Origin of the sequence: Ligaoa zhengdingensis, assembly GCF_014384885.1 — a bacterium.
GTDB classification, from domain to species: Bacteria; Bacillota; Clostridia; order Oscillospirales; family Ruminococcaceae; genus Ligaoa; species Ligaoa zhengdingensis.
Map to the genome: position 1 here is coordinate 353,464 of NZ_JACRST010000001.1, position 15,133 is coordinate 368,596.

16 protein-coding genes are annotated in these 15,133 nt (G+C 56.8%); 6 read left to right on the forward strand and 10 right to left on the reverse strand.

The features are described 5' to 3' along the window. Positions 1-41: 41 nt before the first annotated feature. Positions 42-830: a sirohydrochlorin cobaltochelatase gene (locus tag H8711_RS01675; protein ID WP_343274490.1), complete on the reverse strand. Its 789-nt coding sequence runs from the start codon at positions 828-830 to the stop codon at positions 42-44. Positions 831-959: 129 nt separating this feature from the next. Continuing rightward, positions 960-2,012, reverse strand: coding sequence for a uroporphyrinogen decarboxylase family protein (locus H8711_RS01680; RefSeq protein WP_249281797.1), 1,053 nt, complete (start codon positions 2,010-2,012; stop codon positions 960-962). Between the two features lie 267 nt (positions 2,013-2,279). Between H8711_RS01680 and H8711_RS14165 the strand changes: the two genes are divergently transcribed. Further along, positions 2,280-3,077 carry a helix-turn-helix domain-containing protein gene (locus tag H8711_RS14165; RefSeq protein WP_249281798.1) on the forward strand — a complete coding sequence of 266 codons (798 nt, stop codon included), beginning with the start codon at positions 2,280-2,282 and terminating at the stop codon, positions 3,075-3,077. Between the two features lie 43 nt (positions 3,078-3,120). Here the strand turns inward: H8711_RS14165 and mnmM are convergent, their stop codons facing one another. The 3 genes from mnmM to H8711_RS01700 are packed head-to-tail and all read right to left on the reverse strand — an operon-like array spanning position 3,121 to position 5,610. Then, positions 3,121-3,690 (reverse strand): tRNA 5-(aminomethyl)-2-thiouridylate-methyltransferase MnmM, encoded by a 570-nt coding sequence (gene mnmM, locus H8711_RS01690; RefSeq protein ID WP_249281799.1) that lies wholly within the window; start codon positions 3,688-3,690, stop codon positions 3,121-3,123. A gap of 12 nt (positions 3,691-3,702) precedes the next feature. Further along, positions 3,703-4,857 carry an alanyl-tRNA editing protein gene (locus tag H8711_RS01695; RefSeq protein WP_249281800.1) on the reverse strand — a complete coding sequence of 385 codons (1,155 nt, stop codon included), beginning with the start codon at positions 4,855-4,857 and terminating at the stop codon, positions 3,703-3,705. An 18-nt stretch (positions 4,858-4,875) separates the two neighbouring features. Then, positions 4,876-5,610: an alpha/beta fold hydrolase gene (locus H8711_RS01700; RefSeq protein ID WP_249281801.1), complete on the reverse strand. Its 735-nt coding sequence runs from the start codon at positions 5,608-5,610 to the stop codon at positions 4,876-4,878. A gap of 276 nt (positions 5,611-5,886) precedes the next feature. On the opposite strand from H8711_RS01700, the gene H8711_RS01705 reads away from it, so the two are divergent. Then, a complete protein-coding gene (locus tag H8711_RS01705) occupies positions 5,887-6,831 on the forward strand; it encodes a GNAT family N-acetyltransferase (protein WP_249281802.1) in 945 nt (314 codons plus the stop codon). A 3-nt stretch (positions 6,832-6,834) separates the two neighbouring features. Here the strand turns inward: H8711_RS01705 and ytaF are convergent, their stop codons facing one another. From ytaF to H8711_RS01720, 3 genes are all read right to left on the reverse strand, one after another. Further along, positions 6,835-7,476, reverse strand: coding sequence for a sporulation membrane protein YtaF (gene ytaF / locus H8711_RS01710; protein ID WP_249281803.1), 642 nt, complete (start codon positions 7,474-7,476; stop codon positions 6,835-6,837). Positions 7,477-7,732: 256 nt separating this feature from the next. Next, positions 7,733-8,881: a RidA family protein gene (locus H8711_RS01715; protein ID WP_249281804.1), complete on the reverse strand. Its 1,149-nt coding sequence runs from the start codon at positions 8,879-8,881 to the stop codon at positions 7,733-7,735. Beyond that, positions 8,841-9,674: a bifunctional 3-deoxy-7-phosphoheptulonate synthase/chorismate mutase gene (locus H8711_RS01720; RefSeq protein WP_249281805.1), complete on the reverse strand. Its 834-nt coding sequence runs from the start codon at positions 9,672-9,674 to the stop codon at positions 8,841-8,843. Before H8711_RS01720 ends, H8711_RS01715 begins: the two co-directional genes overlap by 41 nt. 447 nt (positions 9,675-10,121) lie before the next feature. On the opposite strand from H8711_RS01720, the gene H8711_RS01725 reads away from it, so the two are divergent. Further along, positions 10,122-10,340: a hypothetical protein gene (locus tag H8711_RS01725; RefSeq protein ID WP_249281806.1), complete on the forward strand. Its 219-nt coding sequence runs from the start codon at positions 10,122-10,124 to the stop codon at positions 10,338-10,340. Between the two features lie 49 nt (positions 10,341-10,389). Here the strand turns inward: H8711_RS01725 and H8711_RS01730 are convergent, their stop codons facing one another. Together H8711_RS01730 and H8711_RS01735 are read right to left on the reverse strand one after the other, a co-directional pair. Beyond that, entirely contained in the window at positions 10,390-10,647 is a 258-nt protein-coding gene (locus tag H8711_RS01730) for a hypothetical protein (protein ID WP_249281807.1), read from the reverse strand. 89 nt (positions 10,648-10,736) lie between these two features. Then, on the reverse strand, positions 10,737-11,483 hold the full coding sequence (locus H8711_RS01735) for a YebC/PmpR family DNA-binding transcriptional regulator (protein WP_249281808.1): 747 nt from the start codon (positions 11,481-11,483) through the stop codon (positions 10,737-10,739). Positions 11,484-11,713: 230 nt separating this feature from the next. Here H8711_RS01735 and H8711_RS01740 point away from each other — a divergent pair, with 230 nt between their 5' ends. From H8711_RS01740 to ade, 3 genes are all read left to right on the forward strand, one after another. Beyond that, positions 11,714-12,049 carry a hypothetical protein gene (locus H8711_RS01740; protein WP_249281809.1) on the forward strand — a complete coding sequence of 112 codons (336 nt, stop codon included), beginning with the start codon at positions 11,714-11,716 and terminating at the stop codon, positions 12,047-12,049. A 36-nt stretch (positions 12,050-12,085) separates the two neighbouring features. Continuing rightward, a complete protein-coding gene (locus tag H8711_RS01745; protein ID WP_249281810.1) occupies positions 12,086-13,264 on the forward strand; it encodes a cation:proton antiporter in 1,179 nt (392 codons plus the stop codon). A gap of 141 nt (positions 13,265-13,405) precedes the next feature. Next, on the forward strand, positions 13,406-15,127 hold the full coding sequence (ade, locus tag H8711_RS01750; protein WP_249281811.1) for an adenine deaminase: 1,722 nt from the start codon (positions 13,406-13,408) through the stop codon (positions 15,125-15,127). The last annotated feature ends 6 nt before the right edge of the window (positions 15,128-15,133 follow it).

A 15,133-nucleotide genomic window follows, 5' to 3' on the forward strand; every position in this document is an offset into this window, starting at 1 on the left:
CGAGCGCCCCCACTCTTCCAAGTGGGGGCGCTCATTTTTTGTTATCCAGCAAAGGGCTCCGCGCAATGTAGATGTTCGGCGAACCGTTCGGCGATGCCGTCGAGGCTGCCCAAACCGCGCAATTCCACACGGGTGCTGTAACCCGCCCGCTCCAGGACCGATTTCCACGAATCCTCCTCGTCGCCCGCCAGGTCGTTCTTTGCGTGATCCCCGGCCACAATCAGGAAAGGGGCGAGCATCACCCGCCGGATTCCACGCTTCTCCAGCCGCTGCATCACATAGTCAAGGCTGGGGAATCCCTCCACCGTGCCCACGTACACCCGCTCGTAACCCAACGCACGAAAGGTGTTCTCCAATTGGCTGTAAGCCGCATTGGCGAAGTGGTCGGTGCCGTGACCCATCATCACCAAGGCCTCATCTTCTCCGAGTGCGGGAAACGACTCCATCACTGTATGGCAGCAGATTTCATAGTCCTCCTGCGCGCTGAGCAGAGGGCGCCCCAGACGGATGCTGGAGAACCGCCCCGCAAAGGCCGAGAGCTGTGCGCACATCTTGTCGTATTCCAAGCCGTTGAGCACATGGGTGGGTTGGCAGAGCAGCTCGGTATAGCCGCGCTGTGCCAGCTTTTCCAACAACTGTTCGGGGGTATCCACCGAGACCCCTTGCACCCGCTGCAGCTTGCGAATCACCATGCCGGAGGTGAAGGCGCGGTAAAAATCGCGGTCGGGAAACTCCCGCCGCAGGCGCTCCTCCACATGCTCAATCGCGCAGAGCGCGTCGGGGTAGGTGGTGCCGAAGCTCACAACAACCAATGCTTTTTGATTCATCATCGTTTCCTCCATCCATAACTCTGTTGATATTCTACCGTGATCGCGGATATTTGTCCAGTAAAAGCAGCCAATCTGCAAAAAAACGCCCCGGCGCGCAGGAGGAGGCGCGGCCGGGACGTAGGCTGGCTGTCAGACTTTGATGGGATAGGCGCCGAAATCGCGGGCCGCCTGATAGAATGCCTCTATATTTTCGACCGAGGTGTCCGACTGGATGTGGTGCGCCGGGGAGAGGATATATCCGCCGCCGGGCGCGCAGTCGTGGATCAGCTTTTTCACCTCGTTGCGCACATCCTCGGGCGAACCGAACGGCATCACCTGCTGCACATCCAAAGTGCCATACATCGTCACCTTACTGCCAAAGCGCTTTTTGAATTCGGCCGGGTTCATCGCCATCGGCTGAATGGGATTGAGCACATCCAACCCGATTTCCACCAGGTCGTCCACCACAGCCTGCAGATTGCCGCAGGAGTGATAGCACAGCTTGATGTTGGGGTTGCGCTTCTTGAAGGCCGCAAACATTTCGGCGTAACGCGGCTTGAAGTGCTCGCGCCACATGTCGGGAGACATCATCATGTTCTGCTGGGTGGCGATATCGTCCCCCAGCCAGACCATATCGACGCCCAGGTCGATAAACTGCAGGCCCATTTGCAGGGGATACTGCATCACCTTGTCCAGCAGGGCGATCGCATAGTCCTCCTCCATCGCTAGGTCCATCATAAAGGTGTCGAGGCCGCGCAGATACCAGGCGGCTTCAAACACGCTGCACTGGCAGGAACCGATGATCCATTTTTCCTTGCCGTAACGCGCGATCGCGTCTTTGGTTGCCTCGATCACATCGGTCGCCTGGGTCGGATCGGGCATGACATAGTCGTAAATCTTTTGCGGATCTCCCGCAAGCGGGCTCTTGTAGATCTCGGTGAAATGGCCGGTTTCGTTGCGGATATTTTTCCAGGTGATGCCGTAGGGGCAGACGTATTCCGGGTCGGGCTTATAATAAAAGCTGTTTTCCAGCCCGGATGCAATTTTCACCATATCGTTGCCCAGTGCAACCCCCAAATCTCCATCGGGATGATATTTTGCGGCCAGCTTCTCGGCCACCTCGGGAACATAGGTCGCACAGACCGGCACACGGTCGGGCTCCTCGTGGTGAATGGTCATCAGCACTCTTTCTTTTGATGTCATGAGATCATCACTCCATTTCTGTTACTTGTTTGGTCTCAGCATACATCATTTCTGGCAAAATGGAAATGCACAAATCGGAAAAAAATATAGAAATCGGAAAAATCGATGTCAAATATATTCAAAATTTATTGTGTATTATTTCCTAATTATCCACTTTGACAGCCTCTTTTTGCCAAAATACATCCTGAACGCGGAAAACGCATTGCTTTTTCGCTCTTATTCTGATATCTTTAAAATATATAGAATTCAACAAAAGGGGGAAACGGTGTGTATTTTGACTTCTGTGTCGGGGAGGGAAGGCTCCCGGCGCCTAGCATCGCGGTGGACACCATCTTTTATATCTGCGGCGACACCTCTTATTGCACCCCCCGCAAGCCGGTGACCCCCGGCAAAACCTACTTTGTCTATACCATCCTGGGCAGCGGGCTTATTCGCTACGACGAGCTCGAATTCACCGTATCGCGCGGGGACTATGTCTTTATGCGGCCCACTGAGAATTTTTCCTACCAATGCGAACAGGATGTGTGGCATTTCTGGTGGTTTGAATTTCCCGGCCCGCCGCCGTCCTCATTGGGCGAGGGGGACGTTGTCTACAATATCCCTGCCAATGATTTTGTATTGGCGCTGTTTGAGCAGAGCCTTGCCAATTCCAAAACCGGCCGCTGGGATATCGCTTCAAGCCTGTTTATCTCAGCCGCCACTCTGCTCAACCAGGCCTATCTCTCCAAGGACAGCTCCAAATACGCCAAAACCGTGCGCTTGGCTGAACAATATATCCGTGAAAACCTGCGCACAGCGACAGTCGCGGAACTCTGCACCTATTTGCAGATGAATGACCGCACCGTGAGAAATCTGTTTTATCGGACACGGGAAATCTCCCCCAAGCAGTTTATCTGCAACATCCGCCTCGACACCGCGCGGCAGATGCTGGAAAACACCATGCTTCCCATCGAGGATATCGCGCAGCAGCTCGGTTTTTCCAGCCAGTTCCACCTCAGCCGCAGCTTTAAAGAGCGCTTTGGCCTGCCGCCGCTGCGTTACCGAAAATTCTTTCAGCACAACTGATAAAGCGAGCCCTTGAAGAAGTTTTCTCCAAGAGCTCGCTTTATCATGCCTCTTTCCACAAAAATACCGGGATCGGCGGATCGTTCAAGCGGTTCCAAAACTGGCTGAGCAGTACGGTATAACGCCTCTGATCTATGCCGCGCAGAAACTCCAGCAGCGCATCCCGCTCCTCATAGCCTGAAACTCCTCCGGCATAGATGCACAGGCACATCACGCCGCCTGGGCGCAGCAGCTCTAAACCCGACTGAATTGCCGCAATACTGGTCTCGGGCCTGGTGAAAATATGGTGATCCCCACCGGGCAGCCAGCCGAAGTTGAAGACGACGCCGTCCACACTCCCCGGATCAGCGTAATCCGCCATGCGGCTGTGGCAGGCGTGCACCACCTGTGCCACGGCCCCGTACCCCAGAGTCTCGATCCGCTCGCGCGTGCTTTTCACCGCATCCTCCTGGATATCAAAAGCCAGCACCCGCCCGGTGGGACCGACCAACCCGCACAAAAAAGCGGTATCCCCGCCCCGGCCGGCCGTCGCATCAATACAGAAAGCGCCCGGCTTGATCTGCTTTGCGAGAAAGCGATGGGCGAGACCCAGGGTATTGAGCTGTTGTGCCATATCCGCCCTCCTCTATTCCAAATCAATGATAAATGCCTCAATTTCTTTCCACGCACCGGCCAGCGTACCCTGGGCCAACTCAGCCGAACCGCCGCCGCGCCCCGAAAAACGCGCGGTGAGCTCTCTGCACAGCGGCCGCACGTCGCGCGCGGCGCTGCCCAAGGCAAACTGGAACTGTCCGGGTTCCCGCTCTGAAAGGATCGCGGCGACGCCGGTACACCTGCCGGTGAGCAGCAGGCAAAACCGGCGCAGGGCATCCGGCAGCAAGCCCTCCTCGAGCAGACAAAGGTTCCTCTCCCCTTCCGGCAGGGAAGCCGCTTTCAGCTCCATCCACTGATTTTGCAGGGCGGACAGCTTCTGGCGCAGTGCGGCGTTCTCATCGCAGACGCGCCTGACCGCAAGCGCGACCTCGCCGGGCTTGGCCGAAAGCAGGTTGGAAATCGCGGTCACGCTGCCGGTCTTTTCGGCGTAATCCGCCATCGCCCGCGCGCCGCACAGCAGCAGGATGCGCACACCGCCCTTATAGTGCTGGGAGCTCACGATCTTGATGGGGCCCACCGATCCGGTTGCCGACACATGTAAGCCGCAGCAGGCGCATACGTCCACACCTGGCACGGACACGATGCGCACCGCGCCGGTCAGCTCCTTTTTACTGCGGTAATCCAGCGCAGCGAGCGCCGCGCCGTCGGGGTAATCGCAGCGCACCGGCAGGTTGGCAAACACCGCCTCGTTGGCGCGGCGCTCCACTTCGCGGAGCTGTTCATCTGTCAGCGGGCCGCTGAAGTCCACCCGCACCGCGTCGCGTCCGATGTGAAAGCCCACATTATCGAGCCCAAACAGGCGGTGCACAATGCCGGACACGATGTGTTCCCCCGTATGCTGCTGCATCATGGAGAAGCGGCGGGCCCAGTCGATCTCGCCCTGCACCGTCTCTCCCACCGGCAGCGGCCGGTCGGTGATGTGCGCCACCTCCTCGCCCTGTTCGCGTGTATCCAGAACCACCGCATCCCCCAGCCGGCCGGTATCGCCGGGCTGGCCGCCTCCCTCCGGATAAAAGAGGGTGCGGTCGAGGGTGACCGCATACCCCTCCTTCACCGCGTCGCATCCGGTTACCCGCGCGGTAAACTCGACCGCGCCGGTCTCCCGGTAAAACAGTTTTTCCGTCATTCGTTCCGCCTCGATTCTCTAAGGCTGCGCAGTGGGCAGCCGGTGTAAAAAGTCCAGCACAATCGCATTGAAGATCTGCGGCATTTTGGCCGCGACAAAGTGGTCGGCCCGGGGCACGATTTCCAGCCGCGCACCGGGGATCGACCGCGCGATCAGCTCGGTGTGCTCGGGCCGGATCATATCCCGCTCTCCAGCGATCACCAGTGTGGGCACATGGACAGCCGACAGGCGCGACGGCTTGAAATGGGGATATTTCACCATGAGGCCCAACACCTCGCTCTTTTTGCGCGCTTCTTTGGAGACAGCGCCTAATGCGCGCGCCGCGTAATAACCCGCCGTGACCGGGAGCTGTATGGCGCGCTTCACACCAGAGGGATCGAGGTTGGCTCCATTCAGGATCAGCGAGCGCAGGCGCGCCGGATGGCGCAGCGCAAACGCGAGGGCAATGTTGCCCCCGTCTGAAAAGCCCAAAAGATGCGCCTTTTCCGCATCCAGCTCGTCCATCACCGCGGCGACGTCGTCCGCGAACCGTTCAAAACAGAATGCGCCGCTTCCCCGGGTGGAACGCCCGTGCCCGCGGGTGTCGATTGCGATTACCCGATAGCGCTGTGAAAAGGCTGGCACCTGCTCATCAAAATAGCAGAGGTTCTCCCCGTTGCCGTGCAGCAACACCAGGGGCTCCCCCGCTCCAGTCACCTCATAATAGATCTTCGCTTCCCCCACTGGCACCCAACCGTGCCTCGCCTCTCTCATCTGGGTATCTCCTTCACTTGTTTTGATATGCCGCCCTTGGCGACACGGCCTTACAATTCAAGCGCGTACTCGCAAAGCGGGCATATGCGCGTATCATTGGCTATAAAGGCGGGAGTACCGCAGGTGCGGATCGCCTAGGCCATCAAACTATAATAGCCGCTTGCGGTTATTATAGCATACCTCTTATCTTTTTGAAAGCGCGCATCCCCTCAAAAAAGGTGGCGAATCCGGCCGGTTTGTGTTAAAGTAGAAAAAAACATGAAGGGAAGAGTCGAAATGAGGTTGGCCAAACGGAGCGATCTGCCGCGCGTCCTGGAGATCTGCGCGGCGACCGTGGCAATCATGTGCGAAGAAGGGTTACACCAGTGGGGCGACAATTATCCGCTGGAGGCGGATTTTGTAAGGGACATCGAACGGCGGGAACTCTATGTGCAGGAACAGGGTGGGGCGGTGCTCGGCTTCGTCTGTATCAACCGCGACCAGTCCCCGGAATACCGTTTGGTCGACTGGAAGACCGGCGACGGCTGTCTGGTGCTGCACCGCATGGCGGTCGCACCCGAAGCGCGCCGCCAAGGCATTGGACGGCGGATGATCGCCTTCGCGGAGCAGATGGCGTTTCAGCAGGGGGTGTGCTTTTTGCGCACCGATACCCATTCGCAAAACTGCCGGATGAATGCGCTGTTCGCCGCCTGCGGCCTGGAACGCGCCGGTGTGGTGCGTTTTCCCAACCGCGACGAGGACTTCTACTGCTATGAAAAGAGGATCAGCTCGGGGGAGCTCAGCGAGACCGCCGCCCGGCTGCTGCTCGAAACAGCCGGTTACGGGGTGTTTTGCACCGCGTCGGGCGACGGCGAGCCCTACGGCGTGCCGGTGCATTTTGTTTACTTGGAGGAGGAGCAGGAGCTTTTCTTCCACTGTGCCCTGACCGGCCGCAAGCTACAGAACATCGCGGAAAACCCGCGCGCATCGGTCACCGCAGTGACCGGCTGCCGTATCCTTCCGGCATCCTATACCACCGCCTACGAAAGCGTGATCGCTTCCGGACACGCTGAGCTGGTTTCCGACCCGGAAGAAAAGCGCCGCCTGCTGCGCTTACTGTGCGAACGGTTCGCGCCGGGGCAGGACCGCCGGGACGCGGTCATCAACAAATATCTGTCCTCAGTGGCAATCTGCCGGGTCGAGCTGGACTCGATCCACGGCAAACGCAGCTTGGGACACTGAATTTCAGAGCTTAAAAAAGGCAAGCACGATCAACATTGCGCCCCCCAGCCAGGAGAGGTTCAGCTGGAACCGTTTTGCAGCCTTTTTTCCCAGCCAGCAGCCCAATTTGACCGCGAGCGCGCCGAGCAGCAGGGAAAAGAACACGGCTTCCAACACCCCTGCGTCGCCCAGGCCCGCACCAAATCCGACGGCCAGGCCGTCCAGAGAGAGCGCCACAGCCAGTGACGAAGCCTCGCCGGGTGAGAGCTGCCGGGAGCAATCCCAATCCGCCACCTCAGGGTCCGCATAGATTGAAAGGATACAGCGCAGCTGCGAAACCGAGAAGCTCAGCTCCCGGCGCACTCCCTTGTGCCTTCGGATAAACGATTTGACCGAGCTGTCGAACAGTTTCACCAAACCCAAAATCAGCAGAATGGAGAAACACACCGCCTTGGTCAAGCCGGCTGGCAGGAACGGTTGGAGTACCGAACCGGCCACAAGGGCGACCCCCAGGATGCCGCTGCAAATCAAGCTGATTACAGTGACCGAGCTGCGGGGAATGTCGATCTGGTTGGTTCCATACGCAAAGCTGGCGACAAACGCGTCGGTGGACAGCGCTGTCACCAGCAGGAGGGCCTCCAGGGCGGAAAGTAACGTGATATGCAAAGGGACACACCGCCTTTCTATGCTTGAACCCTCCGGGGCAAAAACGCGGCAGCCGGGCCGTTTTGCAGATAAACGGCGGCGGCACGGCGGTTTTCTCAGAGGTTTCACTCTATCCTATTCGATTGGGAACAGCGGGGTGCCTGTCGCACGGACGATTCATAGCTGCCCAAATGGCCGCGGGGCGATGTCCAAATTTAAGGACATCGCCCCGCGGCCATTTGGGATATTAACAAAGAGAAGTGGTAAGTAAAATGAATCAGCGCGCCTTCAGCGCCACACCGTCCAGCTCAAACAACAGGTCGGTGCGGCAAACATCGCCTACCACGCAAACCGGCGCAAAGTCTGCGATTTTGAGTTCCTGCAATAGATCCAGGAACAGGTCGTAATATTCTCTTTCTTTGAAAAAACAGTTGGACTGCACCATATCATCAAAGGTCATCCCCTGCTGCTCCAGAAGGCCCAGCACGTTGATGAGCGTCCATTTGATCTGTTCATACGGCTGGCCGATAAATGCGGTCTTTCCATCACGGTCGATGCTCGCGGTGCCGGAAATCTGCATCTCCACCAGCTTTTCATCCCGGATCACCATTCCCCGGGAAAAGGTGGGTTTAAACAGGTAGGTGTCGCCCTCCGCCTCGTTCTGGCGGATGTTGTACACCCGGATCAGCTCGGGGTGCGGGCGCCGCTTGTTCACGCAGGCCAAATCCATAGAGACCGACCTGCCGCAGCCGTAGTCCCCGCCGATGCAGGTGCTCGCGGGCAGCTCTGCGGCGCTTCCGGAATAATCGATCCCCTCCTCCTGATAGAACTGCCGCCGCCCGTCGTTGAGCCCCTGGTAGTTCTGTTCCATCTCACTCAGATAAATCCATTTTCGCACGATATCCTTCGCGCAAAAGCCGTTTGCTTCCAGGCATTCCTTGGCGAAATGAAACATCGAGCGCACCTCGGTTTCGATGCCGGCGAGCTCGCCTTCCCGACCGGTGAGGCCGGTGAGATACAACCATTCGCCCGACTCGAGATCGAGCCTGGCCGCCACCGGCCAGGGCAGGCCGTCCATGCTGTAGTATTCGGTGCGGACGCTTCCTTTCCGTGGGGTCACACCGTAAACCGTGATCCCCGCCATCGGCGCATCTGCCACCGGTACCCCCTGGAGGTAAACGGCCGGTGCGGGCGGAATGCCGCGATCCCGGCAGCAGCGCAGGCGGCGACCGTGGTGGGCTTCCCGCTGCGAAAGCTGTCCGAACGCCTTCTCATAGACCACCACGATCCCCTGCTTCTGGATAAAATCGTAGAGCTCATCACAGCTCGCCTCCAGCTCCCGCTCCGTGAGGGCGGATTTCAGGTCCAAATTGATATAGTATTTGTTACAGTCCTCCTGTTGAAACCGCTTCCATTGCAATGACATCGGCATCGTCCTCCCTTTTGTTCAATTGTTCCAAAAACGTGCGGAATTCGGTCAGATCCATCTGCTGCGCCTTGTCGCATTTCGCGTCCCGCGGATGGTTGTGCACCTCCAACATCAAACCGTCCGCGCCGCAGGCGAGCGCAGCCCGCGCCACCGGCAGGGCGATATCCTTTCGGCCCAGTGAATGGCTAAGATCCACCAGGATGGGCAGGGAGGATTGCGTCTTTACCAGAGGGATACAAGCGATATCCAGAGTGTTGCGGGTGCTGTCCTCAAACGTGCGGATTCCCCGCTCACAGAGGATGACCTTTTGATTTCCGCCCGATACGATATACTCCGTGGCCAACAAAAATTCTCGAACGGTTGTCATCATGCCGCGTTTGAGAACAACCGGAAAATCGATGCGTCCGAGCTCCTTGAGCAACGAAAAATTCTGCATATTTCGCGCACCCACCTGGATGACGTCGGTGTAGCGCATCCCCAGTTCGATGTCGCGCACGTCCATGATCTCTGAAACCGCCAACATATCGTAACGCCTGCGGACCCGGTCGATGATCTTCATCCCCTCTTCGCCCAGGCCCTGAAAATCATAAGGCGATGTGCGCGGCTTAAAAGCACCCCCGCGCAAAAACCGTACACCGCATTCCTTGAGGGAGCGTGCCACCGCATCCAATTCTTTTTCGCTCTCCACCGCGCACGGCCCCGCAACGATGATTTTCCCTTTGGGCAGGCCAAAGAGCTCGTTGATTGTCGGGAACGCGAGCTCCTGCACCAACAGCTTTTCTCCGTTCAAGACAACTTCCCCCTTTCCACACCAGCCTGTCGACTTCCATTCGATTTAGTTAGGCGGGCCCAATAAGATAGTAACATATTTATAAATTACTATAACATTATTATGAATTCAATAGTTTTTTTCAAGTTTGTGAAAAGAGGCTATGAAATTATTTTTTTCTTGTTTAAAAACACAATTGTTAATATTAAATCAATTTAATAGACGAATTTTGTCTCTATTTCAGCTTTTTTTCTAACTTTTTTTAATATTTTATTCTTATTTTAAACCATCTCTTCCTATACAGATTCTCTATTTTATACAAGAGATCGACCATATTTTATTCAATAGTCACCATAAAACATATCTTTAAATCTGTCAATAATATGATGAAAAAATAATGTTTCAATTTATCTTCAAGCACTGTATGATCTTACAAAAAGCGCAGATACTACCACTGAGGTGAATACTATGGCTACCAAACAACTTACCTTTTCCTGGAATAGCTCTTCCTCACCCGATTTCGATTCGCTGAAACAGCGTCTGAGCGCACTGCGCGGCGTAACCGAAATGGATATCCAATCGGCCGACAACGGCCTCGTGGTGGATTTCGACGAGCGCTTCAGCAGCGCGCAGGAGATCGTCAACACGCTGGAGGAGATCGGTTACCGGCCAAACGACGGCCGCTGACGGCAAACAAAAACACCGGGATGCAAACCGCTGCATCCCGGTGTTTTGTTCATAATCGTCCGCTCTTTTGCTGTTCCTCCAGCCATTGGTGAATCCGCTCCAACCCCTCCTGATCGATCGAAAAACTCTGTTCCGCGGCCACCTCGCTCTTGTCGGAACAGTTGGGACCGTACCAGACGATCGCGCGCAGATTTTCCTTCTCATTGAAAATCCGGTAGTTAAAACCCTCCCAGCTGCCGGAATAGCCGTTTCCAGCCTCAAAATAATCCAACCTGGGCAGATCAAAGAGATGTTCTGTCAGCTCCACTTCCAGCATCCTTTCCCCACAGTATTGCTCTATGCAAAGGGGCGGAAACAGCCCACAGCCGCCCCCGCCCATATCATCGCATTTTTGTGTTATTCTTCGTCCGCGTCCTCGTCGGGATTCTCCCAGTTGTGATAGACCTCCTGCACATCGTCGTTGTCCTCCAGCGCATCCAGCAGGCGGTTCATCTTCTCGCGCAGCTCCGGATCGTCGATGGTGGTATAGGTGGACGGAATCAACGGGCTATCTGCCGAAAGCACCGCATAGCCCTTTTCGGTCAGGCCGCGGTTCACCGCATGAACGCTCGCAGGACTGCAAGCAATCTCCACCACATCGCCTTCGACGCTGAAATCGTCTGCGCCCACCTCCATGCAATCCTCCATCAGCTGCTCCTCGTTGACGTTTTTGTTCTCGACGACGACCATGCCCTTTTTCTCAAACAGGAAGGAAACGCAGCCGTTTTGGCCGAGGTTACCGCCGAACTTGTCGAAGTAGTGGCGCAGGTCGCCCGCGGTGCGGTTTTTGTTGTCGGTCAGGGCTTCAACAATGACTGCCACACCACAAGGGCCGTAGCCCTCGTACACCATATCGATATAGTTGTTTTTATCGCCGTCGTTTGCCGCCTTTTTGATGGCGCGCTCGATATTATCGTTGGGGACATTGTTCGCCTTGGCCTTCGCGATGAGGTCATACAGCTTGCTGTTGTTGTTGGGATCGGCGCCGCCCTCTTTGACCGCCACCGAAATCTCCCTGCCAATTTTGGTGAAAACCTTGGCGCGCGCACCGTCTGTTTTTTCCTTTTTCCGCTTAATGGTACTCCACTTGGAATGTCCAGACATCTGATTATCGTCCTCTCATCAAAAGAATTCATACTTTATTATACTATCATACCGCTTTCTTCAATTCAAGGGTCAATGCGGCTGGATTCCAAAAAAAGTGGTGAATTCTCAGGACAATTCGTATCTTTGTACATTGTGAAGCTTTACCAATGGTGTTACAATAGTTATGGTTAATCAATACAAAAAACAGCGAGGGCGGCCCAAGGGCCACCCGGAGGAGGGTAACTTTCATGAAGCTACTGGTGTTTGTGCTCAATAAGGTGGAGATGCTGGAACCGCTGCTGGAACGTTTTTCGCACGATGGGATCAGCGGCGCCACCATCCTCAACAGCAACGGTATGGCGCATACGCTCTCAGAATACGGCGGATCGTTTCTCGGGTCGCTGCGCGCCATCCTGAACCCCGACCGCGTGGAGAGCCGCACTTTATTTACGGTGCTGCCCGAGGAGCAGGTTGAAGCCGCGCTGCACGCCATCGAGCTGGTGGTGGGCGACCTTTCCAAGCCCGATACCGGAATCGTCTTTACGGTGCCCGTGGATTTTACCAAGGGAATCAAGCTGGATTAACGACAAAGAACGGATAAGGAAGGTATCGACACTGCTATGGAATTGAGTATATTCTTTTATCTGGCAATCCTGATGGCCGCAGGGTTGCTTTTTGGCAAGCTGGCCAAGCTGGTTAAGCTCCCCAATGTGACCGGCTATCTGGTGGGCGGCCTGCTGGTCGGCCCCTCGATTCTGGGGCTGATTCCCGCCGACCAGGTTGCCGCCATGTCAATCGTATCCGATATGGCGCTGGGCTTCATCGCCTTCTCGATCGGTACAGAGTTCAAGATCAGCTATTTTAAGCGCGTGGGCTTCACCCCGATCGTCATCGCCATTCTGGAGGCGCTGTTCGGCGTGTGGTTTGTTCTGGGCGGCCTGTTGCTCGCTGGCTTTGATCTGCCCTTCTCGCTGGTGCTCAGCGCCATTGCCGCGGCGACCGCCCCGGCCGCGACCATCATGGTCATCAAACAGTACAAGGCAAAGGGCCCTGTGACCGAGACGTTGCTCAGCGTAGTGGCGCTGGACGACGCTGTGGCGCTGATCGCCTTTGGATTTGCCGTGACCATCGCCAAAAGCCTGACCTCCTCCGCCTCCGGATCGGTCGCGCTGTCGATTTTGGAACCGTTTCTGGAGGTCGTCATCACGGTGGTGGTGGGCGGCCTGTTGGGCCTGGCTTTCGCCTTCGTCATCCGGTTCTTCAAGAGCTCCGCCAACCGGCTGTGCCTGGCAGTGGCGTTTGTGTTCGCCACCACAGCGGCCGCAGCCATGCTGGATGTCTCCTCCCTTCTGATGTGCATGGCGATGGGTGCAGTGCTTGTCAATCTGTCGGACAGCGCTGTGGACGTGATGAAGGTCACCGACCAGGTCACCCCGCCCCTGTTCCTGTTGTTCTTTGCGCTTTCCGGCGCGGGGCTGGATATCTCGATTCTGCCGTCGATCGGCTTGGTCGGCGTGATCTATGTGGTGCTGCGCGTCGCGGGCAAGATGTTCGGCGCCTGGGCCGGCGGCGCGGTGATGAAGGCCCCAAAAACTGTGCGGCGGTATCTGGGGCCAGCTCTGCTGCCGCAGGCCGGTGTGGCCATCGGTCTGACCTTTGTGGCCCAGACGGTTGTGCCCGAATTTGCCGCTACAATCCGCGCTGTCATCCTGTGCGGTACCCTGATCTATGAGCTGATCGGCCCGATGATCGTGAAAATCTCGCTCACCAAGGCGGGGGAGATCACCCCCGAAAAATAAGACACACATGCAAAACCGGCCGTCCGCTGTTATTCGTAACAGTGGGCGGTCCTTTTCTTTGGCCAAAAAGAGGATTGATTTTATCCCCAGGAAAGCTATACTATATAGTAATATTTTAATAAGTTTAAAGGAGGGAATCGCATGGAATACGAGCAGTTTGCGCGCCAGACGCGCATGGCTCTGGGCTTGGAACAGGCGGACTACGTCCTAAAGAATGCCCGTGTGGTCAACGTCTTTTCCGGTGAAATTCTGAAAGCGGACGTCGCCCTCTCCGGCGATACCATCGTTGGTGTTGGGGAATATTCCGGCACAGTGGAGGAGGACCTGCGCGAACAATATGTCTGCCCCGGTTTTATCGACTCCCACCTGCATTTTGAATCCACATTGGTCGCCCCATCCGAGCTGGTGGCTAATGCTGTGGCGTTCGGCACCACCACCTACATCGCGGACCCGCATGAAAGCGCCAACGTCTGCGGTTTGGACGGGATCGAATATATCCTGCGGGATACTGAACGGTCGCCCGCCAATGTCTATGTAATGATGCCCTCCTGTGTCCCCTCCGCCCCCTTTGAAGAAAACGGGTTTCATCTGAGCGCGGATCAGATGGCAGCCTATGCCCAGCATCCCAGGATTTTGGGCCTGGGCGAGGTTATGGACTACCGCAGCGTAGTGACGGCCGAACGCGTCATGTTCGACAAGCTGGAGCTATTCCGCCATAAAAAGCTGGACGGCCACGCGCCCTTCCTGCGGGAGAAAGAAATTGCGGCGTACACCCTCGCTGGGATATCGACCGACCACGAATGCTGCGATTTCGATTACGCGCTGCGGGAGCGGCGCAATGGGATGCAAATTTTGATCCGCGAAGGAACTGCGGCCAAAAATCTCGAAGCGATTGTGAGCGGCATTGTATCGCGAGGGATGGACACCACCGGCTTCTGCTTCTGCACCGACGACAAGCACATCGAGGAAATCCGGCGTGAGGGGCACATCAGCCACTGCATAAAAAAAGCGGTCGCGCTGGGCCTTTCTCCCATCCAGGCGATCCAAATGGCGACCGTCAATGCGGCCCGGTGTTACGGGCTTGCGCGCCTTGGGGCGGTCGCGCCCGGTTATCAGGCCGACCTGGTGGTGCTCGGCGATCTGGAGACGGTTGCCGTACAGCGGGTTTATTACAAGGGGCGGGTCGTGAGCGAAAAAAACAGACCAGCTGGCCATCAGCCGATCCCCTGTCCAAATTCGATCCGCAACAGCGTACAGATCGCGCCGCTGACCGCCGACAGCCTTGCCCTTCCCGTAATTGAAGGGCAGGCTTTCCCGGTCATTCAACTCCTGGACGGACAGATCGTCACCCAAAAACGGATGGAACCCGTGCCCTGTGCAGGCGGATCCTTTTGTCCGGATGCGGTCTACAATAAAATCGCCGTGGTGGAGCGCCACAGGGCGACTGGCCATGTGGGCGTCGGAGTTCTCAAGGGATTCAGCATTCAAAACGGCGCTATCGCCTCCAGCGTGTCGCACGACTGCCACAACATCATCGTGGCGGGTGACAACGACGCCGATATGATCGCCGCAGTACAGGAGCTTCAGCGTACCCAGGGGGGATATGCCATCGCCAGCGGCGGCCGCGTCCTGGGTTCCCTGCCTCTGCCTGTGATGGGGCTGATGAGCGACGCGGGGTTTGAAACGGTCAACGCCACCCTGTGTGCGATGGTACAGCAGGCCCATCAAATGGGGATCAACCCCAATATCGACCCGTTCATCACCCTGTCGTTCGCTGCGCTCCCGGTGATCCCGGAGCTGCGGCTGACCACCCGCGGCATCTACGACGTGGGCTCTGAGCGGTTCCTCCTCAAACAAAATTAACAAGAA